The sequence below is a fragment of the Romboutsia sp. genome (assembly GCF_056995035.1).
Window position 1 is genome coordinate 1 of the sequence record NZ_JBXKIW010000018.1, and the last position, 24,889, is coordinate 24,889.

The 24,889-nt window shown below is 29.4% G+C and carries 25 protein-coding genes, 3 tRNA genes, 1 rRNA gene and 1 riboswitch; all 29 genes read left to right on the forward strand.

Features of this window, described 5'->3' with window-relative positions; genetic code table 11:
• Positions 1 to 7: 7 nt before the first annotated feature.
• Positions 8 to 83 (forward strand) — tRNA-Met (locus AC11VW_RS02190).
• Positions 84 to 91: 8 nt separating this feature from the next.
• A tRNA-Glu gene (locus AC11VW_RS02195) sits at positions 92 to 166 on the forward strand.
• A 14-nt stretch (positions 167 to 180) separates the two neighbouring features.
• Positions 181 to 254 (forward strand) — tRNA-Gly (locus tag AC11VW_RS02200).
• A gap of 17 nt (positions 255 to 271) precedes the next feature.
• Positions 272 to 388 (forward strand): 5S ribosomal RNA (gene rrf, locus AC11VW_RS02205).
• A gap of 116 nt (positions 389 to 504) precedes the next feature.
• Positions 505 to 1,740 carry a glutamyl-tRNA reductase gene (gene hemA, locus AC11VW_RS02210; protein WP_484299755.1) on the forward strand — a complete coding sequence of 412 codons (1,236 nt, stop codon included), beginning with the start codon at positions 505 to 507 and terminating at the stop codon, positions 1,738 to 1,740.
• A 19-nt stretch (positions 1,741 to 1,759) separates the two neighbouring features.
• Positions 1,760 to 3,055: a glutamate-1-semialdehyde 2,1-aminomutase gene (gene hemL, locus AC11VW_RS02215; protein ID WP_484299756.1), complete on the forward strand. Its 1,296-nt coding sequence runs from the start codon at positions 1,760 to 1,762 to the stop codon at positions 3,053 to 3,055.
• A 207-nt stretch (positions 3,056 to 3,262) separates the two neighbouring features.
• Complete coding sequence (gene cobT / locus AC11VW_RS02220) at positions 3,263 to 4,321, forward strand: nicotinate-nucleotide--dimethylbenzimidazole phosphoribosyltransferase (protein ID WP_484299757.1); 1,059 nt, start codon at positions 3,263 to 3,265, stop codon at positions 4,319 to 4,321.
• Positions 4,322 to 4,331: 10 nt separating this feature from the next.
• Positions 4,332 to 4,892, forward strand: a complete 561-nt coding sequence (gene cobU, locus AC11VW_RS02225; RefSeq protein ID WP_484299758.1) for a bifunctional adenosylcobinamide kinase/adenosylcobinamide-phosphate guanylyltransferase — start codon at positions 4,332 to 4,334, stop codon at positions 4,890 to 4,892.
• 3 nt (positions 4,893 to 4,895) lie between these two features.
• On the forward strand, positions 4,896 to 5,660 hold the full coding sequence (cobS, locus tag AC11VW_RS02230) for an adenosylcobinamide-GDP ribazoletransferase (RefSeq protein WP_484299759.1): 765 nt from the start codon (positions 4,896 to 4,898) through the stop codon (positions 5,658 to 5,660).
• 19 nt (positions 5,661 to 5,679) lie between these two features.
• Positions 5,680 to 6,282 carry a histidine phosphatase family protein gene (locus AC11VW_RS02235; protein ID WP_484299760.1) on the forward strand — a complete coding sequence of 201 codons (603 nt, stop codon included), beginning with the start codon at positions 5,680 to 5,682 and terminating at the stop codon, positions 6,280 to 6,282.
• Between the two features lie 11 nt (positions 6,283 to 6,293).
• Positions 6,294 to 6,468, forward strand: a riboswitch (cobalamin riboswitch).
• A 116-nt stretch (positions 6,469 to 6,584) separates the two neighbouring features.
• Complete coding sequence (locus AC11VW_RS02240; RefSeq protein WP_484299761.1) at positions 6,585 to 8,120, forward strand: cobyric acid synthase; 1,536 nt, start codon at positions 6,585 to 6,587, stop codon at positions 8,118 to 8,120.
• A gap of 92 nt (positions 8,121 to 8,212) precedes the next feature.
• On the forward strand, positions 8,213 to 9,577 hold the full coding sequence (locus AC11VW_RS02245) for a cobyrinic acid a,c-diamide synthase CobB (protein ID WP_484299762.1): 1,365 nt from the start codon (positions 8,213 to 8,215) through the stop codon (positions 9,575 to 9,577).
• A gap of 1 nt (position 9,578) precedes the next feature.
• Positions 9,579 to 10,523 carry an adenosylcobinamide-phosphate synthase CbiB gene (gene cbiB, locus AC11VW_RS02250; RefSeq protein ID WP_484299763.1) on the forward strand — a complete coding sequence of 315 codons (945 nt, stop codon included), beginning with the start codon at positions 9,579 to 9,581 and terminating at the stop codon, positions 10,521 to 10,523.
• A gap of 77 nt (positions 10,524 to 10,600) precedes the next feature.
• Positions 10,601 to 11,671, forward strand: a complete 1,071-nt coding sequence (locus AC11VW_RS02255; RefSeq protein ID WP_484299764.1) for a pyridoxal phosphate-dependent aminotransferase — start codon at positions 10,601 to 10,603, stop codon at positions 11,669 to 11,671.
• A gap of 1 nt (position 11,672) precedes the next feature.
• Entirely contained in the window at positions 11,673 to 12,545 is an 873-nt protein-coding gene (locus AC11VW_RS02260) for a GHMP family kinase ATP-binding protein (RefSeq protein WP_484299765.1), read from the forward strand.
• A gap of 2 nt (positions 12,546 to 12,547) precedes the next feature.
• Complete coding sequence (locus AC11VW_RS02265; RefSeq protein WP_484299766.1) at positions 12,548 to 13,180, forward strand: cobalt-precorrin-8 methylmutase; 633 nt, start codon at positions 12,548 to 12,550, stop codon at positions 13,178 to 13,180.
• Positions 13,181 to 13,188: 8 nt separating this feature from the next.
• Entirely contained in the window at positions 13,189 to 14,337 is a 1,149-nt protein-coding gene (gene cbiD, locus AC11VW_RS02270; RefSeq protein ID WP_484299767.1) for a cobalt-precorrin-5B (C(1))-methyltransferase CbiD, read from the forward strand.
• The gene (locus AC11VW_RS02275; RefSeq protein WP_484299768.1) at positions 14,334 to 14,942 is read left to right on the forward strand and encodes a cobalt-precorrin-7 (C(5))-methyltransferase; all 609 of its coding nucleotides are present in this window, start codon (positions 14,334 to 14,336) and stop codon (positions 14,940 to 14,942) included. The genes cbiD and AC11VW_RS02275 overlap by 4 nt, the downstream gene beginning before the upstream one ends.
• A 76-nt stretch (positions 14,943 to 15,018) precedes the next feature.
• A complete protein-coding gene (locus AC11VW_RS02280; RefSeq protein WP_484299769.1) occupies positions 15,019 to 15,579 on the forward strand; it encodes a decarboxylating cobalt-precorrin-6B (C(15))-methyltransferase in 561 nt (186 codons plus the stop codon).
• Positions 15,580 to 15,583: 4 nt separating this feature from the next.
• A complete protein-coding gene (locus AC11VW_RS02285; RefSeq protein WP_484299778.1) occupies positions 15,584 to 16,336 on the forward strand; it encodes a cobalt-precorrin-4 methyltransferase in 753 nt (250 codons plus the stop codon).
• Entirely contained in the window at positions 16,320 to 17,444 is a 1,125-nt protein-coding gene (cbiG, locus tag AC11VW_RS02290) for a cobalt-precorrin 5A hydrolase (RefSeq protein WP_484299770.1), read from the forward strand. Before AC11VW_RS02285 ends, cbiG begins: the two co-directional genes overlap by 17 nt.
• Positions 17,441 to 18,166 carry a precorrin-3B C(17)-methyltransferase gene (gene cobJ, locus AC11VW_RS02295; RefSeq protein ID WP_484299771.1) on the forward strand — a complete coding sequence of 242 codons (726 nt, stop codon included), beginning with the start codon at positions 17,441 to 17,443 and terminating at the stop codon, positions 18,164 to 18,166. The genes cbiG and cobJ overlap by 4 nt, the downstream gene beginning before the upstream one ends.
• Positions 18,163 to 18,912, forward strand: a complete 750-nt coding sequence (locus AC11VW_RS02300; RefSeq protein WP_484299772.1) for a cobalt-precorrin-6A reductase — start codon at positions 18,163 to 18,165, stop codon at positions 18,910 to 18,912. The genes cobJ and AC11VW_RS02300 overlap by 4 nt, the downstream gene beginning before the upstream one ends.
• A 28-nt stretch (positions 18,913 to 18,940) precedes the next feature.
• On the forward strand, positions 18,941 to 19,741 hold the full coding sequence (locus tag AC11VW_RS02305; protein WP_484299773.1) for a sirohydrochlorin cobaltochelatase: 801 nt from the start codon (positions 18,941 to 18,943) through the stop codon (positions 19,739 to 19,741).
• A 21-nt stretch (positions 19,742 to 19,762) separates the two neighbouring features.
• Positions 19,763 to 20,482 (forward strand): cobalt-factor II C(20)-methyltransferase, encoded by a 720-nt coding sequence (locus AC11VW_RS02310; RefSeq protein ID WP_484299774.1) that lies wholly within the window; start codon positions 19,763 to 19,765, stop codon positions 20,480 to 20,482.
• A 31-nt stretch (positions 20,483 to 20,513) separates the two neighbouring features.
• Complete coding sequence (hemC, locus tag AC11VW_RS02315) at positions 20,514 to 21,419, forward strand: hydroxymethylbilane synthase (RefSeq protein ID WP_484299775.1); 906 nt, start codon at positions 20,514 to 20,516, stop codon at positions 21,417 to 21,419.
• Positions 21,409 to 22,917: a uroporphyrinogen-III C-methyltransferase gene (gene cobA / locus AC11VW_RS02320; protein WP_484299779.1), complete on the forward strand. Its 1,509-nt coding sequence runs from the start codon at positions 21,409 to 21,411 to the stop codon at positions 22,915 to 22,917. Before hemC ends, cobA begins: the two co-directional genes overlap by 11 nt.
• Before the next feature lie 31 nt (positions 22,918 to 22,948).
• A complete protein-coding gene (gene hemB, locus AC11VW_RS02325) occupies positions 22,949 to 23,926 on the forward strand; it encodes a porphobilinogen synthase (RefSeq protein ID WP_484299776.1) in 978 nt (325 codons plus the stop codon).
• Positions 23,927 to 24,084: 158 nt separating this feature from the next.
• Positions 24,085 to 24,663, forward strand: a complete 579-nt coding sequence (locus tag AC11VW_RS02330) for a precorrin-2 dehydrogenase/sirohydrochlorin ferrochelatase family protein (protein ID WP_484299777.1) — start codon at positions 24,085 to 24,087, stop codon at positions 24,661 to 24,663.
• Positions 24,664 to 24,889 lie beyond the last annotated feature (226 nt).

Sequence of the window (24,889 nt, forward strand, 5' to 3'; positions counted from 1 at the left end):
ACACCATCGCGGGGTGGAGCAGTTGGCAGCTCGTTGGGCTCATAACCCAAAGGTCGTAGGTTCGAGTCCTACCTCCGCAACCATTATAAATGGCCCATTGGTCAAGCGGTCAAGACACCGCCCTTTCACGGCGGTAACAGGGGTTCGATTCCCCTATGGGTCACCAAAAAAAATAAATACGCGGGTGTAGCTCAATGGTAGAGTTCTGGCCTTCCAAGCCAGCTGTGAGGGTTCGATCCCCTTCACCCGCTCCAAAACAAAATAAAGATTATGTGGTTATAATAGCAAAGAGGATACACCTGTTCCCATTCCGAACACAGAAGTTAAGCTCTTTAGCGCTGATGGTACTTGGTGGGCAACTGCCTGGGAGAGTAAGACATAGCCACGTAGTCTTTTTTTTATGTCTAAAAATATATTTATACTTCTAAATTTACAAAATTTGCATATAGAGGTATACTATAAATAGTAAATATAATAAAACTTAAAAATAGTTTGGAGGTAATCATGGATATAGGGGTTGTAGGAGTGAATCATAATTTAGCTCCAATCAGTATAAGAGAGGGAGTATCTTTTACAGATTTACAAAAAATAGAGGCTATAAATTATCTACTAGATAAAGAAATAGAGGAAATAGTTATACTATCTACTTGCAATAGAAGTGAGATATATATCCAATCCCCAAATATTGAAGAAAAAGTAAAAGTAGTAGAGGATTTTTATGAAAGTTTCTTTAATTCTTCTGGTGTAAAAAAATATTTATTTTCAAAAACTAATAGAGAGGCTATAGAACATATCTATAACGTTACAGCTGGACTAGATTCTATAGTATTAGGAGAGGATCAAATATTAGGACAAGTAAAGGATGCGCATAACTTTTCTATGCAATTAGGAGCTAGTAGAAAAGGATTCAATAAACTATTTAGAGAAGCAATAACTACATCAAAGGATATAAAGAATACCACAAAAATATCACAACAACCATTGTCTATAAGCTATATTGGGGTAAAGTTTTTAGAAGAAAAGATAGGTAGTTTAGAGGGGAAAAATGCTTTAGTTATAGGAATAGGGAAAATGAGCAAGTTAACGATGACACATTTAGAAGAAGAAAAGGTTAATACTATATATGTATCAAATCGTAGCCACGGCAAGATAAAAGAAATACAACATGAATATAAAAATATTGTTCCAATAGAATATGATGATAGATATAAGGTACTTAATGATGTAGACATAGTAATAAGTGCAACGGCTTCTCCACATATAGTAGTAAAATATGAGGATATGCCTAAAATTGAAAATAAGGTTTACATGATGGATATAGCTCTTCCAAGAGATATAGATCCAAGAATAAATGATTTGGAAAATGTTGAAGTTTATGATATAGATAATCTAAAAGAAATACATGATAAAAATGATAAAAAGAGAAAAGAATTAGCTAACATAGGTTATAAAATGATAGATAGTAGTATCAATGAGTTTATGGAATGGGTTGATTCAACGCAGATAGACCCGACGATAGAATCATTAAATGATAAGTGCTTAGAGATAAGAGAAGATACTCTAGACTACATATTTAGAAAACTTGATCTAGACAATAGAGAAAAGAAAATTATAGATAAAATGATGACATCTGCACTAAAAAGGCTTATAAGAGAACCAATAATTAATTTAAAACAAACAAAAGATAAAGGTAAACGAGAAGAGTATATAAAATTAGTTGAAGAACTATTTGAACTTTAGACCTTAGGAGGTATTATATATGAAAAATGAAAAATCACTGAAAATATATGAAGAAGCAATAGAGTATATACCTGGAGGAGTTAATAGTCCAGTTAGAGCATTTAAGTCAGTAGGCTTAAACCCAATTTTTATAGACAGAGCTCATGGAAGTAGAATATATGATGTAGATGGAAATGAATATATAGATTATATTTGTTCTTGGGGTCCACTTATGTTAGGACATAGCCCAAAAGAAATAGTTGAAGGAATTGAAGAAATAGTAGCAAGAGGAACAAGTTATGGAGTTCCTACAGCTATAGAAGTAGATATGGCAAAGATTATAGTAGAAGCATATCCTGCTATAGATCAAGTTCGTATGGTTAACTCTGGAACTGAAGCAACAATGAGTGCATTAAGAGTAGCTAGAGCATATACAAATAGAAATAAAATTTTAAAGTTTGAGGGATGTTACCATGGTCATTCAGATGCACTATTAGTTAAATCAGGATCTGGAACAATTACATATGGAGTACCAACAAGCCCTGGAGTTCCAGACGATGTTGTAAAAGATACATTAGTATGTAGATATAATGATTTAGATGCAGTAAGAGAAATATTTAAGGAACAAGGACATGAGATTGCTGCAATAATAGTAGAAACAGTAGCAGGAAACATGGGTGTAGTTCCTGGAACACAAGAATTCTTACAGTTATTAAGAGATATAACAAAAGAATATGAAACTGTTTTAATATTTGATGAAGTAATAACTGGATTTAGATTAAATTACAGTAGTTCAGTGGGGTACTTTGGAATAAAACCAGACATGGTTTGTTTTGGTAAGATAATCGGTGCAGGACTTCCTGTTGGTGCTTATGGAGGAACTAAAGAAATAATGAGTATGGTATCTCCTGTAGGACCCGTTTACCAAGCAGGAACATTATCAGGAAATCCATTAGCTATGTACATGGGGAAAAAGAACTTAGAAATATTAAGAGATAATCCACAAATATATATAGAATTAGAACAAAAGGCTATAAGATTAGAGCAAGGACTAAAATCTAATGTAGAAAAATTAGGATTAAATTATACTGTAAATAGAGCTGGTTCATTAGTTTGTTTATTCTTTGCAGAAGGTCCTATAAATAATTATGATGATGTAACAAAGTGCGATGTAGCTAAGTTTAATAAATATTTTGCAGAATTATTAAAGAGAGGTATTCTTTTAGCACCAACGCAGTTTGAAGCTATGTTCTTATCAAATGCTCATACAAATGAAGATATAGATGTTACTATAAAAGCTAGCTATGAGGCTTTAAAAATAGCACATAATCTTTAATATTATAAAAAAATAAATTTATTGTCGATTTTAATATAAATATTAAAGGATAAACAAGTAAAATGTAGAATAATTCTTATAAGACATTTTATGCATTTATCAAAATTTATATAAACAATAGACAAGGCAAATAAGATTTAAAGAATAATACCTAGCCTTTTGGGCTAGGTAAATTATTTTACGCACAAGTATTAAGGGGGAAAAGAAATGAATTTATTAGAAAATATATGTAAAAATATATATTCTTTAGATGAGACTTGTATTAGCCAAGCTAAACAAAGACTAGACAGACTTATAAAGCCTACAGGTAGTCTTGGTAAGATGGAAGATATTTGTATGCAATTAGCAGGTATATATCAAAATAAAGAATTTGATACATCTAAAAAAGCAATTATAGCTTTTGCTGGAGATCACGGAGTTTATGAGGAAGGTGTAGCACCAGATCCACAAAATATAACACAACTTCAATTCCCTAATTTTTCCAAAGGATTATGTGGAGTTGGAGTAATAAGTAAGTTTGTAGGTGCTGATGTAGTGGCTGTAGATGTTGGTATAAATTGTGACCATAAACTAGAGGGTGTATTAGATTATAAAATCAGAAAAGGTACATCAAATATGGCTAAAGGGCCTGCTATGACTAGAGAAGAAGCTATAAAATGTTTAGAAATAGGTATAGAAATATCTGAAGAATGTATAGAAAAAGGATACAAACTTATAGGTATTGGAGAAATGGGTATATGTAATACAACGCCAAGTAGTGCCATAATATCTGTAATATGTGGTTGTGATCCTTTAGATGTAACTGGAATAGGGGCAGGGCTGAAGAAAGAAAAGATACAGCATAAAGCAAATACAATAAGAAATGCTATAGAATTAAATAAACCAAATCCGCAAGATGCAGTAGATATATTATCTAAAGTTGGTGGATTTGAAATAGGTGCTATGGCAGGCGTTATATTAGGATGTAGTGCAAATAAAATACCAGTTGTTTTAGATGGATTTATATCTTATGCAGCAGCATTATTAGCATATAAATTAAATCCTAAAACTAGAGAATATATGATAGCATCTCATGCATCATCAGAACCAGGAACAGAAAAAGCATTAGAAATAATAAAATTAAGTCCTGTGTTAAATATGGATATGAGACTAGGTGAAGGTAGTGGAGCAGCTTTAGCATTCAATATTATAGAAGCAGCTAATTATACATATAAAAATATGGCTACATTTGATGAAGTAGAATGGGTAGATAACAGTTTAAGATAGGAGAAGAAAAATGAGCAAAGTTATATTAGTAACAGGTGGAGCGAGATCTGGTAAAAGTAATTTTGCAGAACAATTATGCATAGATAGAAATGATAGCACTGCTTATATAGCAACATCAATACCTTTTGATGATGAAATGAAACACAGAGTAAAAAAACATAAAGAAAGTAGACCACAAAATTGGAAGACTTACGAAATATATAAAGATATATATTCTATAGTTGAAAAAATATCTAATAATCATAAAACTGTAATATTGGATTGTGTTACACTTTTAGTTAATAATTTGATGTTCACATATGATTTAGATATAGATAAAGCAACACAAGATGAAATAAATGAATTAGAACTATACATAAAAGACCAAGCTAATAAGTTAATTGATGAGATAAGAAAAACAAATTTATATTTTATTGCAGTAACTAACGAATTAGGTATGGGAATAGTTCCAGCTAATAAACTTAGTAGAGTATATACAGATATTGCAGGCAGAATAAATCAACAGATAGCATCACAAAGTGATGAAGTATATTTTGTAGTAAGTGGTATACCTATGAAGATAAAGGGGTAGATTATGAAACGATTTATTGCAATACTTCAATTTATGACTAGAATACCTATAAATATAGATGTAGGATTTGATGAAGATTTTCATAAATCTATAACGTATTTTCCGCTAGTAGGACTTGTTTTAGGAATATTATTATTTTTAGTAGGGATAGTATCAATAAAAATATTTGATCCATTTGTGACATCTATAATAATTACGTTAGCATCAGTTTTATTAACAGGAGGTCTCCATATTGATGGATTAGGAGACACATTTGATGCTATATATAGTTATAGAGATAAAGAAAAAATGCTAGAAATAATGAAAGACTCTAGACTAGGAACTAATTCACTTTTAGCTATAATGTTTGTTATTTTACTTAAAATAGGATTTATATACAGCGTTATAACTCAAGGATTTATGTGGATGGTAATTTTTATGCCAATTATAAGTAGATTAGGAGTTATAAGACTAATGTATAAAACAGTTAGTCCTAGAGCTAAAGGAATGGGAAATATGTTCATAGGAAAAGCAACTGCAGGCATGTTTATAACAGCTATAACATATACAATAGCAATGGTAGTATTAATATCAAGAGTTATATTTTATTCACCAACTATGTTAATAGCAAAAATATTAATGTCTATAATCGTTGTTCTTATATTTAATCAAATGTTCAAACAACATATATATAAGAAAATTGACGGAGTAACAGGAGATATTTTAGGATGTAGTGTAGAACTTGGTGAAGTTATATATTTACTTTACATATACTTAATAATAGGATAACCTTTAAAGAGGTGTGCATATGACAAAATTAATTTTAGTAAGACATGCATTGACTACTGATAATCAAAACAATAGATTATCAGGCCATATAGATAGTGTGGTAAGTGAAAGTGGTAAAAAACAAATTGATAAATTAACAACTTATTTAGAAAAAATAGAAATAGATAAAATTTATACCACTACATCATCAAGAACAAAAGACACAGTAAAACAAATTGCAAAATTAAAAAAAATAGAAATAGTAGAAAAAGAAACATTAAAAGAAATTAGCTTTGGAGATTTTGAAGGAATAACCTTTGATGAAATTAAAAGTAATTATCCAAAACAATTTCAAGATATGATAGATAAAGGATATGAATATAAATATCCTAATGGAGAGAGTTTAATAGACTCATACAACAGAGTGGCAAATGAAATAAGTAAAGTAATTTTTGACAATAAAGATAAGACAATACTTATATGTTCTCATGGAGGAACTATAAGAAATATAATAACTTACTTAATATCAAACAGTTATGAATACCACTGGAATTTTAAAATTGATAATGCATCAGTTACAATTTTAGAAGTGGAAAATGGGTTTACTGTAATAGACACCATGAATAACACAAATTTTATTTAGCCTTTAAAATCGAATACTAGATTAAAATAGGTTTTTAGAGATTAAAAGGGAAAAAGGTTAAATTCCTTTGCAGCCCCCGCTACTGTAAAACTGACGAAACTAGAAATTACCACTGTCTTAAGGATGGGAAGGTATAGGAGTAGGATGAAGTTGAGCCAGGAGACCTGCCTAATTTAATTTATTGATGAGATCTTCGGGGTGAAGGTTTTTATTTGATATATCTTAAAATAAAAGTCCTAACTCTATTTAGAGTTAGGACTTTCTTAATATTTAGAAAATTAAAAAAATAGGGAAGTGAAATAATGGGCAAGAAAATAATGTTACAAGGTACTGCTTCTAATGTTGGTAAAAGTATTCTAACTGCTGGATTATGTAGAGTATTTAAACAAGATGGTTATAGTGTTGCACCATTCAAATCACAAAATATGGCATTAAATTCTTTTATAACAAAAGAAGGTCTTGAGATGGGAAGAGCTCAAGTATTCCAAGCTGAAGCAGCAGGAATAGAAGCAATAGCAGATATGAATCCGATATTATTAAAACCATCAGGAAACCATAGATGTCAAGTAATAGTAAGAGGTAAGGTACGAGAAGATATGTCTTCAAGTGATTATCATATTTGCAAGCCTAAGTTAGCAAATGAACTAAAGAATATATTTGAACAATTTAGTAATAACTATGACATTGTAGTTATGGAAGGTGCAGGAAGCACAGCAGAGATAAATTTAAGAGAACATGATGTTGCCAATATGGGAATGGCAAAAATTGCAGATGCTCCAGTAATAATAGTTGGGGATATAGATAGAGGAGGAGTATTTGCATCATTAGCGGGTACGATGCTCTTATTAAATGAAGAAGAAAGAAAAAGAGTTAAGGGAGTAATTATAAATAAGTTTAGAGGAAGAAAGGAACTTTTAGATGATGGCGTAAAAATGCTTGAAGAAATAATAAAAGTTCCTGTTCTTGGAGTTATTCCTTATAGTGATATAAAAATAGAAGATGAAGACAGTGTGACAACTAGATTTAAGACGAAGATGAATAAAAATGATATTCATATAGAAATAATTAGAACGCCTCATATGTCTAATTTTACAGACTTTAATATATTCGAAACTCAAGAAGATGTAAGTATTAGATATGTGGATTATGGTGAAACACTGGGAAATCCTGATATGGTAATAATTCCAGGAAGTAAAAGTACAATAGATGATTTAAAGTACATAAGAGAAAATGGATTAGAAGAACAAATAAAGGAATTACATAAGAGAGGTAAATTGATATTTGGTATTTGTGGAGGATATCAAATGTTAGGAAAGAAGCTTAAAGACCCATACCATGTTGAAGGTGAAGTTGAAGAGTTTGATGGAATTGGGCTTTTAGATACAGAAACTACCTTTGAGATGGAAAAAACAACTACACAAGTAGAAGCCACAATATGTGATGGGCTTGGTGGATATATGATTAACCTTGAAGGAAAGAAAGTAAAAGGTTATGAAATACATATGGGAATAAGTAAGATAGGTGAAAATGTAAACAATTTAAACATAATTAATAAAAAATTAAATGAGGAAGTTAATTATGTAGAAGGTAGTGTTAACAAAGAAGGAAACATAGTAGGAACTTATCTTCATGGTATATTTGATGATATAGATTTTACGAGAACTATTTTAAATAATATAAGAGAACAAAAAGGCTTAGATAAAATAGAAAGTAGCGTAACTTCTTTTGAAGCGTTTAAGCAAAATGAATATGATAAATTAGCAGATTTATTGAGAGAACACTTAGATATAGAAAAAATTTATGAAATAATGAGCGAGCATGAAAAAGTAACAGTATAAAAATTCACTTCGCTCATGTCGCCAACAATATGATTATTATATACACTAGATCACATTTGTTGATTAAAATAAATTTAGGATTAGGTGAAAATATGAAGAAAATTTTAATAGCAGGAACTAATAGTGGTGTAGGAAAAACTACTATATCATTAGGAATTATGCAGGCTCTTACTAAGCGAAATATGAAAGTTCAGCCATATAAAGTTGGACCTGATTATATAGACCCTTCATATCATACTTTTATAACTGGTAGACACTCAAGAAACTTAGATTCATATATGCTAGATGATGAAAAAATAAAATATGTATTTAATAAATCGTCACAAGATGCAGATATATCAGTAGTTGAAGGTGTAATGGGTCTTTTCGATGGTATAGGAATAGATTTAGATAATTGTACTAGTTCTCATACATCAAAGATTTTAAAAGCTCCAGTTATATTAGTTATAAATGGAAAAGCTATGGCAGCATCTAGTGCAGCTATGGTGTTAGGGTATAAGGAAATTGATAAAGACGTAAATATAAAAGGTGTAATAGTTAATAATGTAAGAACTAAAACACACTATGAAATAATAAAAAAAGCAATAGAGACATATTGTGATACTGAAGTTTTAGGATACTTCCCTCCAAATAATGAATTTTCTTTAGAATCGAGACATTTAGGATTAGTACCTAGCGTAGAAATAGATTCTTTAAAAACTAAATTTAATAATTTAGCAGACGAAATTGAAAAGTACATAGATATAGATAGAATACTAGAAATATCACAAACTGAAGAAGTTAAAAGTGATTTTAGTTTACAAGACTTTATAAAAAATAATAAAGTAGAAGATAAAAGTGTAGCAGTAGCATATGACAAAGCATTTAATTTCTACTATAGAGAAAATATAGAACTTCTTGAAGAGTTAGGATTAAACATAAAATATTTTAGTCCATTACAAGATAAAGAAATACCAAAATCAGAATATATATATATTGGTGGAGGATTCCCAGAGATATTTGGTGAAGAGTTACAGGCAAATGAATCTATGAGAAAATCTATAAAGGAAGCCCATAAAAATAATATACCTATATATGCTGAATGTGGTGGATTAATGTATTTAGGAGATAAGCTTATAGACCAAGAAAATAAAGAATGTAATATGGTAGGAGTGTTTAAAGGATATAGTAAAATGACCTCATCTTTAAAAAGATTTGGATATTGTTATGGAACTGCTAAGGTAGATACTATTTTATCTAATAAAGGTGAAAGTATAAAAGGACATGAATTCCATCATTCGGTTTTTGAAACAGAAGAAGAATGTGCTTACATAATGAAAAAAGAAAGAGATAAAAAAATAGTTGATGAATGGGAAGGTGGATATAGTAAGAATAATACTTTAGCTACATATCTGCATACTCATTTTTATAATAACTTAGATTGTATAAAAAATTACTTAGAAAAAGGAAAAATTTAATATGTATATATTTTCTATTTATATAGGATACATAATGGACTTAATTATAGGAGATCCATATTCTTTTCCTCATCCAGTTAGATATATTGGAAAATTAATAAAAAAAACTGAGAAAAAAATAAGAAATATAGCGGCATCCGATAAAGATTTAAAAAAAGGTGGATTTGTTTTATGGTTTGTAACAGTTGGAATAACATACTTAGTTACATATTTAATAGTAAAATTAAGTAGTTTTATTCCAGGAGGGTTCTTAATAGCAAATTCGCTTTTGATTTATACAACATTAGCTACTAAATGTTTAAAAGATGAAGCTGTAAAAATATATAAAGTTTTAAAAGCTGGAGATATCGAAAAATCTAGAATTCAATTATCTTATATAGTAGGAAGAGATACTGAACATTTAGATGAAGATGAGATAATTAGAGCTACTATAGAAACTGTAGCAGAAAATACAGTAGATGGAATAATTGCACCAATGTTTTATGCTTTTATAGGTGGAGCACCACTTGCAATGGCATATAAGGCTATAAACACTTTAGACTCTACTGTAGGATATAAAAATGAAAAGTATAAAGATTTAGGATTTGCATCAGCCAAAATTGATGATATTGCAAATTATATACCTGCTAGAATTTCAGTTTTATTAATGATGATAGGTAGTTTAATGCTAGGATACGATTACAAAAGTTCTTCTAAAATAGCAATTAGAGATAGAAAAAATCACAAAAGTCCAAACTGTGCATATCCAGAAGGTGCAGTTGCAGGAGCGCTAGGAGTTCAATTAGGAGGAACGAATATATATTTTGGGGAAGCAGTTTATAAGCCAACAATAGGAGATAAAGTTAGAGAGATTGAAATAGACGATATAGTTAAAACAAATAAAATAATGTATGCTACCTCAATAGCTTCAATGGTTATATTCACGACATTATTTATGATATTATAATCAAATTAATAAATTGAAAATAGTGGATATTGAGAAACTGCATGAGAAAAGGGAATTTAAAATTGAGGGGGATATGAATGAAAGATTTAGGACATGGAGCTAATGTAAATTATATAGCTAAAATGTATAACAAAGACCCAAAAGATATAATAGATTTTAGTTCAAACATAAATCCAAAAGTAATACCAGGATTAGAAAAATATATACTAGAAGGATTGTTAGAGTGTAGAAGTTATCCAGATATAAATTATACAAGTTTAAGAAATAACATATCAAAGTATATAAATGTAAAACCAGATGCTATAATACCTGGCAATGGAGCTACTGAAATAATTTATTTATTAATGAAGAGCATAGGAAAAAGATTAGCGATATTAAATCCTACTTTTTCAGAGTATAGAAGAAGTGCTAAATTAAGTGGATTAGAACTTATAGATTTAAATCTAGATAATCAAAATCAATTTTCTATAGATTTACGATATATAAAAGAAAATATTGAAAAATTTGATAGTTTATTTATATGTAATCCTAACAATCCAAGTGGTAAGGTGCAAGATTTAACAGAGTTACTAAACCTAATGGTACAAAATAACAAATTATTGATAGTTGATGAAACTTTTATGGAGTTCGTAGGTGAAGAAGAAAAATATAGTCTAGTTAAATATATAGAAAAACATGAAAATCTATTTATTCTTAAGGCTGTTACAAAGTTTTTTGGGATGCCAGGGTTAAGACTTGGATATGGTTTAACTACCAATAAAAAAATAATGGAAAAAATTTATGACTATAAAGAACCATGGACAATAAATTCATTTGCTGATACTTTGTCTAACTATATTTTTAAAGATAAAAACTATATAGAAGATAGTAAAAAATACTACGTGCAAGAACGTAAGTACATGTTACAGGAGTTAAGAAATATAAAAAGCATAGTGGTTTATGATACCGATACAAATTTTATATTGATTAAGCTTAATGATAGAAGGTCAAATGAAATAAAAGTCGAATTATTAAGGAAAGGGAATCTTCTTATCAGAGATGCATCGAATTTTATCGGATTAGATGATAGTTATATAAGAATAGCTATAAAATCTCATGAAGAAAATGAAATCCTTATAAAACATATGAAAAATTTATTAGGTGATTAGTATGAAATATTATGGCATTTGCCCAGCGTCTTGTGGAGAGTTTGTCCAAGGTATGATGGATAACGAAGAGTATTTGAGTTCATATGCAATAGATATGTACTCAACCGCAATAATTGAAGAGAAGATACAAAATATAAAAATAGGACCTTTTAAATCTAGGAAGGCAATAGAAGCGGTATTTAATAGATTTAGTTTACCGATTAAAGAAAGTAAAAATATTTCACTAAATATTCAAAGTGAAATACCTGTTGGCAAAGGTATGGCAAGTTCTACTGCAGATATAGGTGCTACTATAGTTGCAACTTTAGGCCTAATAAAAGAAGACTTAACTAGTGAAGAAATATCTAAACTAGCATCTACGATAGAGCCAACGGATTCTACATATATAGAAAAAAATAGTATTTTTAATCCATTAAATGGTGAGGTAGTAAAGTATTTGGGTAATATTAGAAATTCTAGAGTAATAATACTAGAGCCAAATAAGACTTTAAGTACAACTAAAATTAGAAATACTCCCAATTATAAAGAAATAAAAATGCAAAATCAAGAAATTATACAGGAAGCATTTTACCTATTAGAAGAAGGTATAAGTAAAAATGATTTATATAGCATTGGAAGAGGATGTACTCTGAGTAGCTTAGCTAATGAAAATATAGATAAAAAAGAAGGATTAAAAGAAATTATAGAAATATCTCAAAACTATGGAGCTTATGGAGTGAATATTGCTCATAGTGGAACAGTTGTGGGAGTTATGATAGACAAGTATATGAATGATATTAAATTGATAGAATTATTGAAAGAAGCTAGGCTAGACTTAGTTTACAATAAAATATACACACTAGATATTATAGATGGTGGAATTAGGAGGGAATAACAATGGAATACATCAAAAATCCTATGATGATAGAAGAAATAAGTTTTGAAATGATACAAGATATAATAGATGAAATAAGACCTGGATATGAATTCAAAAATTTAGTTGAAGAAAAAATAATAAAGCGTTCAATACATACAACAGCAGATTTTGAATATTTAGATATATTAAAAATATCAGAATCTGTAGTTGCAAATATAGTAGATGGGCTTAAGAATAATGCAACTATATACACAGATACAAACATGGCTTTAAGCGGAATAAATAAAAAAAGATTAGAAGCTTTAGGTTGTAAATATAAATGTCTAGTAGCAGATGAAGAAACTGCAAAATTAGCGAAAGAAAAATCTATAACTCGTTCAATGGCAGCTGTTGAAATAGCAGCTAAAGAGTCTGGAAGAAAAATATTTGTGCTTGGAAATGCTCCAACAGCTTTATATAAGGTTATGGAAATGAGAGATTCAGGAGAGCTTAGTGTAGATGCAGTTGTAGGGGTTCCAGTTGGATTTGTAGGTGCAGCTGAATCTAAGGATGAATTAGAAAAAACTGATATACCTTACATAATATCAAAAGGAAGAAAAGGTGGTAGTAACTTAGCAGCAGCCATAGTTAATGCTATTTTATATACTATGTAGGTAATGATATGGAAGAATATGTGTATATAGATGGGAAAAAATATAGAAGAGGATATACTACAGGTTCTTGTGCCACAGGTGCAGCAAAAGCTGCAACTTATATGCTACTAACTAAAAAAAGAATTGATAGTATAAATATAGATACTCCAAAAGGGATACCTCTTACACTGAAAGTTGAAAATATAAATATATGTAATGATTATATAGAGTGTTCAATTGAAAAAGATGGTGGAGATGATATTGATGCTACTCATACTATGCATATTCATGCTAGGGCAGAACTTGTAAAAAGACAAGGGAAAGAAAATATATTAGTATGTGGTGGAGAAGGTATTGGAGTAGTAACTAGAAAAGGACTAAGTGTAGAAGTTGGAAAACATGCTATTAATCCAGTTCCTATGAAAATGATAAATAATGAAGTTAGTAAAATTATAGGCAGTGATACATCAGATGCTTTAGGAAATGATACAGTATTAAAAATAACTATATTTGCTCCAAGAGGACAAGAAATATCCAAAAAAACTTTCAATCCAAGATTAGGTATAGTAGGTGGGATATCTATTCTAGGTACAACTGGAATAGTTGAGCCCATGAGTGATGAAGGTTGGAAAAAATCACTATCTATAGAATTACAAATGAAAAAAGCTCAAGGACTAGATAAAATAATTTTAGTGCCTGGAAATCATGGCGAACAATTTATCAGAGAAAACTTAAATCTAGATATGAAATATGTAATAAGAACTAGTAACTTTATAGGATATATGCTAAAAGAAGCTCAAAGAATGGGATACAAAAAAATACTTATGGTAGGTCATATAGGAAAATTTATAAAACTATCAGCAGGTATATTTAATACTCACAGTAAAATAGCAGATGCTAGAAGTGAAATATTAGTCTCAAATTTAGCTTTGATGAAAGCTCCTTATGAATTTCTAGAAAAGATAAGTGAATGCTTAACCGCTGAAGAAGCAGTTGAAATAATAGATAATAGTGACTACAAAGAATTTTATGATTTAGTAAGTAATAAGTGTAAATTCAAAGTTAAGCAGTACTTAGGCGATGATGAAATAGATGTAGAAATCATGATGTTTTCTATGGATAAAACTTTATTAGGCCAATCAGATAATGCAGACAGTTTAGTGGAGGTATTTAGATGATAAATGTTATAGGGTTAGGTCCTGGAAATACAGACTATATAACTAAATTAGGTGAGAGTTTAATAAGAGACTCTGATATATTAATTGGAGGAAAAAGAAATTTAGAGTCTATCGTAGATTTTAAAGGAGAAAAGATAGAATTAGCATCTAATTTAAAAGAAATAGTGAAGTACATAAATAATAATAAAGAAAAACAAATATCTGTTATAGCATCTGGAGATCCATTTATATATGGAATAGGAAGATATTTATCTAAGAATATTGATGCTAAGGATTTAAATGTAGTATCAGGAATTAGTTCTTTACAATATATATTTTCTAAGGTACATATTGATATGAATGACTTATACATCACAAGTAGTCATGGAAAAACTCCTGATTTTGATTATGTACTTTCACATAAGAAAGTATGTATGGTAACAGATAAATTAATAGGTCCGAAGCAGATATGCCAAGAGATACTAGACAGAAATTTAAACAAAACAGTTATTGTAGGAGAAAATTTATCTTATGATAACGAGAATATAATAATAGGAAAACCAGAAGATATATTAAAAATAGATAAATTTGATATGTGCGTAGTAGTTATACTAGAAGAATATTAGATTTAATAGTATCAGCTATAACCTTTATCACAGGTTCATAGATTAAAAAATCATACAAATTTAGTGGAGATTGTATATGAAAAATAGTGAATTCATAACAGGTAAAGTTCCCATAACAAAGGAAGAAGTCAGAGCTATATCTATAATGAAGCTAGATTTAATAAATGCTAAAAGATTTATAGATGTAGGTGCAGGTACAGGTAGTGTGAGTGTAGAAGCAGCTTACAACTATCCTAATTTAGAAGTTATTTCAATAGAAAGAAATAATGATGCACTTGATTTAATAAACAAAAATGTTGAAAAATTTAATTTAAATAATATAGAGATTATAAAAGGATATGCACCAGTAGATATACAAGGACAAGCAGATGCTGTATTTCTTGGAGGTACAGGTAATAACTTAGACGAAATACTACTTTGGTCAAAGAATATGTTATCCTATGGTGGAAGATTAGTGGCAAACTTTATAATAGTAGAAACATTTAATGAAACTTTAAAGTTATTAAGAGAATATGGATTTAATAATATCGATGTTTCAGTACTAAACGTATCTAAGCTAGAAAAACTGGGAAGAGGGGAATATTTTAAACCTCTAAACCCAATTTATATAATATCTTGTGAAAAAGGGAGAGATTAATATGATGAATAAAGTACATTTTGTAGGGGCAGGACCAGGAGACAAAGAATTAATAACTCTTAAAGGATATAAACTTTTAAGTAATGCTGATGTAGTAATATACGCAGGATCATTAGTTAATCCAGAACTTTTAGAATACTGTAAAGAAGGGTGTGAAATACACAATAGTGCACACATGGATTTACAAGAAATAATAGAAGTAATGGAAAAAGGAATTAAGGCAGATAAATCTGTTGTCAGATTACAAACAGGAGATTTCTCTATATATGGTTCAATAAGAGAACAAGTTGAGGATTTAAATAAATTAGATATAGACTATGATTGTACACCGGGAGTAAGTTCATTCCTAGGAGCGGCGTCATCTTTAGGTGTAGAATATACAGTTCCAGAAATATCTCAAAGTGTAATAATAACAAGAATGGAAGGAAGAACTCCAGTACCATCGAAAGAGTCGATAGAGTCTTATGCAGCTCACCAGACTTCTATGGCTATATTCTTATCAGTACAAGATATAGAAAAAGTTGTAGAAAGACTTAACGAAGGTGGATATCCAATGGATACTCCAATAGCTGTTGTATATAAAGCTACTTGGGCAGATGAAAAGATAGTAAAAGGAACACTACAAGATATAGCTATAAAAGTAAAAGAAAATGATATAAGAAAAACAGCATTAATATTAGTAGGTCAATTCTTAGGTAAAGAATATAATAACTCGAAGTTGTATGACAAGGACTTCAAACATGAATACAGAAAATAAGATTGCATTAATCTGTATAACTGAAAATGGAAAACAATTAGCATTTAAAATAAATGCTTTAATAAAAGATAGTGATGTTTATATAGTAAGTAACAAAAATAATAATTTACAACATGAGGCTAAGAAAGAACATATATTTTTAGTTAAAGAAAAATTGAGTGAATTGGTAGGAAAGTTGTTTGAAGACTATCAATACATAGTATTTATAATGGCTACTGGTATTGTGGTTAGAGTTATAGCGCCATATATAAATAGTAAACTTAGTGACCCGGCTATATTAGTGACCGATGAAAAAGGAACTAATATAATTAGTTTACTGAGTGGACATATGGGTGGAGCTAATGAGATGACTCAGTACCTAAGTGATTTAATAGGAGCAAATCCTGTTATAACAACTGCAACTGATGTAAACAAAAAAGCATCTCTAGATATGATAGCTAAGAAATTAGATGCTCATATATACGATTTTAGAGAAAATGTAAAAGATGTAAATGCTATGTTAGTTAACAATCAAGAAGTAGGTATTTATATTGATGGAAATTATGATGTAGATACTAGAGGTTTTAAAGTTTTAGATAAACTTGAGGATATAGAAAAATTAGATAAGGTAGTTCTGATTACCAATAAAAATCAAATTATGAAAGATTACTTAGTTGACCAAGGTGATAGCAAAGTTAAAGAAGATAGTCTAGTAAAAAATGAAGTGAGTAAGAAAATTATAAAGGTAATTCCAAGAGATATAGTAGTGGGTATTGGATGCAGAAGAAATACAGAGAGCAAATTGTTACAAGAGTCTCTAACCAATTTGTTGCATGATTACAATATAGATATTAAATCAATTAAGGAAATTGGAAGTATAGAAATAAAGTACGATGAACAAGCCATTATTGATTTAGCTTCATATTTATCCGTGCCGTTTAATACTGTTTCTGCTAGTGAAATATCTAAAGTAGATTACTTATTTGATAAATCTGAATTCGTAAAGAAAAATGTAGGGGTATACTGTGTTGCAGAACCAGTAGCTCATATATTGAGTAAAGGAAATTTAATAATAGAAAAGCATAAATATAAAGGAATAACAATTTCGGTGGGGAGAATTTCAAAATGATATATGTTATAGGTATAGGACCTGGAAGCAAAGAATTAATGACGATACAAGCTATAAAAGCTATGGAAGATTCTGAAGTTATAGTAGGATACAAAACTTATATAAACTTAATAACAGAGTTTATTGAAAATAAAGAAGTAGTACAAAACGGAATGAGACAAGAAATAGATAGATGCAAGGAAGCAGTTGAGATAGCTAAGACAGGTAAAAAAGTTGCAGTTATAAGTAGTGGAGATGCTGGAATATATGGAATGGCAGGATTAATATTAGAACTTACTTCAAAAGAAGACCAAGATATAGAAGTTAAAGTTATTCCTGGAGTTACTGCAAGTATAGGTGCAGCAGCAATACTAGGTGCTCCTATAATGCATGACTTCTGTCATATAAGTTTAAGTGATTTATTAACTCCTTGGGATGTTATAGAGAAAAGGTTAAGATTAGCAGCAGAAGCTGATTTCGTAGTTTGTTTATATAATCCAAGAAGTAAAGGAAGAAGCGAACACTTAGCCAAAGCATTTGAAATAATGGGTGAATTCAAACATGGAAATATACCTGTTGGGATAGTTAAGGATGTAGGAAGAGAAAAAGAAGAAAAGTTTGTATGTACTTTTGATACTATGGACTTTGAAAGAGTTGACATGACTACTATGGTCATAATAGGAAACAAATCAACATTCATACATAATGACTTAATGATAACGCCAAGAGGCTATACTGTATGATTTTAGTTTTAGGTGGAACATCTGACAGCTTAGAGATATGTGACAGACTAAACAAAAATAAAGATTTATTATATATACTTTCCGTAACGACAAGTTACGGAGAGGATCTTGCAAAAAAGTACGCAAAAAACGTCATAATAGGCAAGTTATCTGAAGAAGACATGATAGATTTCATAGAGAAAAATAATATAAACAAGATTATAGATGCTACTCATCCTTATGCAATAGAAGTATCTAAAAATACTATTAAATGTGCCAAGGAAAAAAATATAGATTATTTAAGATATGAAAGAAAATCTTTGATTGAAGAGATGACATATAAAAATAAGTATGTAGTGAGTAATATTGAAGAAGCTTGTAAACTTGCAAGAGAAAAAGGAAGTAATATATTTATAGGGACGGGAAGCAAGAATTTGCCACAAATAGTAAATTATATACCAGATAGAAATTTAATTGCAAGGGTGTTGCCAACTAGTGATGTTATACTAAGTTGTGAGAAGTTAGGACTTAACCCTGATAATATAATCGCTATGAAAGGACCTTTCAGTCAAAGTATAAATGAAGAATTTTATAAACACTATAATATAGATATTGTAGTAACTAAGGAAAGTGGAGTTAATGGGGGATTTTTAGAAAAAGTAAATGCCTGTGAAACTCTTGATATACCAGTGATAATCATAACTAGAGAAAAGATAGATTATCCTGTAGTAGTTAATGACATAGAAGAATTAGAAAAATTATTATAAATTCTAAACTAAACAAGGTGGATTGAGTATGAAAAAAGCAATTTTAGTAGTAAGTTTTGGTACTAGTTATAAAGAAACTAGAGAAAAGACAATAGAAGCTTGTGAGAAGAAAATAAGCAAAGGATTAGAAAAATATGATTTTCATAGAGCATATACTTCTAATATGATAATAAGAAAATTAAAAAATAGAGATGGAATTCACATAGAAAATCCAATACAAGTATTAGAAAGACTATATCAAGAAGGTTACGAAGAAGTTATAGTTCAAACGCTTCATATAATATGTGGAGAAGAATTTAATAAATTGAAAGAACAAGTGGATAGCTATAAAGATAAATTTGAGAAAATTATATTAGGTAGACCATTATTAACATATATAGAAGATTACAAAGAAGCAGTAGAAGCTATTGAACATCAAATTCCTAAGATGGAAGATGATGAAGCTGTTGTATTTATGGGGCATGGAACATTCCATGAATCACATTCAGCATATCCAGCATTAGAATATATGCTAAGAGATGCAGGAATAAATGCTTATGTAGGAACTGTAGAAGGATACCCAGAATTAGATCAAGTAATTAAGAGACTAAAAGAAGATAATATAAAAACAGTAAATTTAATGCCGTTTATGTTAGTAGCAGGAGATCATGCTATAAATGATATGGCAAGTGATGAAGAAGATTCATGGAAAACTATTCTAGAAGAATATGGATTCAACACAAAGATATATTTAAAGGGATTGGGAGAAAATCCTTATATACAAGAAAAATTTATGAATCATGCTCATGATTGTATAGAAAAATTAAATAAATTAGAAGAAATATGTTAATTAAATAGGAGGAAATTAAAAATGGCAAAATTTTATGGAATAGGTACAGGACCTGGAGATAGTTCGCTATTAACAGTTAAGGCGGTAGAAACATTAAAGAATTTAGATATATTATATACACCAGAATCTAAAAAGGGTGGAGAAAGTTTAGCATTATCTATAGTAAGTGAGTATTTACCAGAAGGATTAGAAATAAAATCAAGACACTTCCCAATGAATTTTAATGATGGAGAAAAAATATTAGCTTGGAACCAAGTTGCAGATGAAATAGTTGCAGATGTAAAAGAAGGAAAAAATGTAGGGTTTGTAACACTAGGAGACCCTATGATATACAGTACTTATGTTTATATAATGGAAAGACTTATAGGAAGTATAGATGTAGAAACTATACCAGGGATATCTTCATTCTCTAATATAGCATCGAATCAAAATTTCCCATTAGTAATGGATAGAGAACCTTTAATAATAATACCTTGTACAATAGCAGAAGAAAAAATAGATTATGCATTAGAAAATTATAGCTCTATAGTGTTAATGAAAGTTTACAAGAACTTTAAAGAAATAGTAGATAAATTAGAAAAAAACAATCTTATAGACCACGCTATTTTAGTAAGCAATTCATCACAAGATGGAGAAGTTGTATATAATAATTTAAGAGAATTAAATCTTGAAGAAAAAATATCTTACTTTTCAACTATATTAGTAAATAAAGAAGTTAAAAAGGAAGTTAAAGTAGGATAAGCAAAAGGACAGTCAAAAGGAGATTTGAGCCATGAAAATAGTAGTTGGAACTAGGGGTAGTAAACTAGCAGTTACTCAAACAAATTGGGTGATAGAACAGCTTAAGCAAAATCATCCCAGTGTTGAATTTGAAGTTAAAATAATAAAAACTAAAGGTGACTTAATACAAGATGTAAGTTTAGATAAAATAGGGGACAAGGGTCTATTTGTAAAAGAAATAGAACAACAATTGATAGACGGAGGAATAGATATGGCGGTTCACAGTATGAAAGACATGCCATCATCTCTTCCAGAAGGATTGAAGTTTGCAAGTGTACCCAAGAGAGAAGACCCAAGAGATGTTCTTATATTAAAAGATGGATATAATAGCCTAGAAGATTTACCTCAAGGTGCTACTATAGGGACTGGAAGTAAAAGAAGAAAGTATCAATTACTAAATCATAGACCAGATCTAAATATAGTGTCTATAAGAGGGAATGTAGATACTAGAATTAGAAAAATAAAAGATGAAAATTTAGATGGAGTAGTATTAGCTGCATCTGGTATATTAAGAGTTGGATTAGAAGAAAAAATAAGTTGTTATATTTCAACTGATATTGTTGTTCCGGCACCTGCACAAGGGGCTTTGGCTATAGAAATTAGAAAAGACAATGTTGAAGTTGAAAAGGTGATTAATTCATTAAAAGATGAAATGACAGAAATCCAAGTTGCAGCAGAAAGAGGATTCTTAGATGGTGTAAATGGAAGTTGTCATATTCCTATGGGAGCGTATTGTCAAATTGAAGGTGATAAATTAAATCTTACAGGATTATTTGGAGATGAAGAAGGTAATGCATTAATTATAAAATCAATGCAAGGAAATATAGAATCACCAAGAGAGTTAGGTTATAAATTAGCAAAACTAATTTTAAAGGAGTATGAGCGCTATGAAGGGTAAGGTTTATTTAGTAGGAGCAGGACCTGGAGATTATAAGTTATTAACATTAAAAGGTTTAGAATGCATAAAAAAAGCAGATGTTATAGTTTATGATAGATTAGCGAACATAAATTATTTAAAAGAAGCTAAATATGGATGTGAATTCATATATGTAGGAAAAGCATCTAGTGATCATGCACTTCCTCAAGATGATATAAATAGAGTTATAGCTGATAAAGCAAAAGAAGGTAAGATAGTTACAAGACTTAAAGGTGGAGACCCTTATGTATTTGGAAGAGGTGGAGAAGAAGGCGAAATTTTATTTGCTGAAGGTATAGAGTTTGAAGTAGTACCTGGGATAACTTCTGCTATAGGTGGATTATGTTATGCAGGAATACCTATAACTCATAGAGATCATGCATCTTCTTTCCATGTTATAACAGGTCATTTAAGAGAAGATGATAAAGAAAATCCAGATATAAACTGGAATGCTTTAGCGAATACTAACGGGACTCTTGTATTTTTAATGGGAGTAGCTAATTTACAAAAAATTAGCTCAAACTTAATAAAAGAAGGTAAATCTAAAGATACACCAGTTGCTCTTATAAGTTGGGCAACAAGATATAACCAAAGAGTAATAACTTCTACATTAGAGAATGTATATGAAACAGCTATAAGAGAAGATGTAAAACCACCAACACTTATAGCAGTTGGAGATGTAGTAGAATTAAGAGAGAAGTTAAACTTCTTTGAGAATAAACCGTTATTTGGTAAAAGTATAATGGTTACTAGATCGAGAACTCAAAGCAGTAGTTTAGTAGAAAAAATAATGGATTTAGGTGGAAATCCTATAGAAGTACCTACTATAAAAATAGAAAAAATAGAAAACAATATAGAATTAGAAAAAGAGATAAGTAATATAAAAGATTACACATATCTAGTGTTAACTAGTACGAATGGTGTAGATATATTCTTCGATAAATTAGATGAAATGGGTCTTGATAGTAGAGCTTTATCAAACATAAAGGTTTGTGCTATAGGATCTGCTACAGCTAAAGAAATAAAGAATAGAGGAATTAATGCAGATATAGTTCCTGAAAAGTTCATAGGAGAATATTTATTTGAAGAATTAAAGCCTATTTTAAAAGAAAGTGATAAGGTATTAATGCCAAGAGCAGAAAATGCTAGAGACTTCTTAGTTGATAAAATAGGTGAAATCTGTGAAATTAAAGAAGTACATACATATGAAACAGTAGTAGACCCTACTAGAAAAGAAGAAGTTTTAGAAGTATTAAATCAAGATGACACTAACTATATAACTTTTGCAAGTTCATCTACAGTAAAGAATTTCGTAGAAATTATAGGGCAAGAAAATTTAAATAAGCTAGAAAATATAAAAGTTATATCTATAGGGCCAATAACTACACAAACATCTAAAGAATTAAACATAAATGTTTATAAAGAAGCTGAGATTGCAACTATAGATGGCATGATTGATATAATCATAGAAGATAAATAAATTACATACCAATTTTTATGGAGGAAATAAAATGTTAAGAAGACCGAGACGATTAAGAGCAAACAGTGCAATAAGAAACTTAGTAAGAGAAACAAAATTAAATATAGAAGATTTAATATATCCTTTATTCATAGTAGAAGGAGAAGATATAAAAAATGAAATATCATCTTTACCAGATGTATATCATTTTTCAGTAGATATGTTAGAAGATGAAATAAGAGAATTAAAAGAATTAGGAATAGAACATGTATTACTATTTGGAGTACCTCATGATCATGAAAAAGATCCAATTGGGAGTGAAGGTTATAATGACAATGGTATAGTTCAAAGAGCTATCAGAAAGATAAAAGAGATAGATAGTGAAATGAATGTAATTACTGACGTATGTATGTGTGAATATACTAGTCATGGTCATTGTGGAATATTAACAGATAGTGGATATGTAGACAATGATAAAACTTTAGAATACTTATCTAAAATAGCTGTAAGTCATGTAAAAGCTGGAGCAGATATGATAGCTCCTTCAGATATGATGGACGGAAGAATAAAAGCTATGAGACAAGCTTTAGATAAAGAAGGTTTTGAACACATAGCAATAATGTCATATAGTGTTAAATATGCATCTACTTTCTATGGTCCATTTAGAGAAGCAGCTAATTCAGCTCCAGCGTTTGGAGATAGAAAAACATATCAAATGGACCCAGCAAATAGTAATGAAGCATTAATAGAATCAGAACTTGATATATTAGAAGGGGCTGATATATTAATGGTAAAACCAGCACTATCTTATTTAGATGTAATAAGAAGGGTAAAAGATAATTATGATTTACCATTAGCTGCATATAGCGTTAGTGGAGAATATGCAATGCTTAAATCAGCAGTTAAAAATGGTATATTAAGTGAAGGTGCTATATACGAATCTATGATGTCTATAAAAAGAGCAGGTGCAGATATAATAATAACTTACTTTGCTAAAGATTTAGCAAAAATGATAAAAAGTAATAGATAATTGAAAAAATCACAAAGGAGTAACTTTTGTTACTCCTTTTATAGTACATATAAAATCATATTCTCATAAACAAAATATAATTTCACGATAACGTGAAATTATATAATTAAAGTGTAGATAGATATTTCAAATTTATTATATAAGGGGACGATAAGTAAATGTTATATCCAATTAATTTAGAATTAAAAGATGTAGAAATTACAATAATAGGTGGAGGTGATGTGGCTTATAGAAAGTGTAAGAATTTTTTATCCTTTGGAAAGACTGTTAAAGTAGTATCTAATAAATTTATAGATGAATTTTATAAATTAAAAGATAAAATAGAAATGATAGAAGATGTATATAAAGAAGATTACATAAAAAATAGTTTTATAGTAGTAGCTGCAACTAATAATAAAGAAATAAATGAAAGAATAGGAATATGTTGTAGAAAGAGTGGTAAATTAGTTAATGTGGTAGATGATATCGAGTTGTCAAACTACACAGTTCCTTCATATATAAAAAGAGGAGACCTACTTATAAGCATATCTACTGGAGGAAAAAGTCCATCACTATCATCGAAAATAAAAAAGGAACTAGAAGAAAAATATGATGATAGTTATGAAGAATATATAAATCTTTTAGGTAAAATGAGAAAAGAAATTATAAAGAATAATGAAGATATATCATTAAGAAAAAAGAAACTTAATGAACTTATAAATCTAAGCTTAGAAGAATTAAAATTAATTATAAAATAATATAGATTAATAATATTATAAAAAAAATTTAAAAAAGTATTGACGATATTATTTTAAGATGGTATAGTTATACTTGTCCTTAAGAAGAGGGCAAACAACAAAAGAAAAAATGAACTTTGAAAATTAAACAGTAGGTTAATTTATAGAATTTGAAACAACCAAACATAAAGCCAGATATATAACAGTATCTGAGCCCTAGATAAACTTTTATTTGAGAGTTTGATCC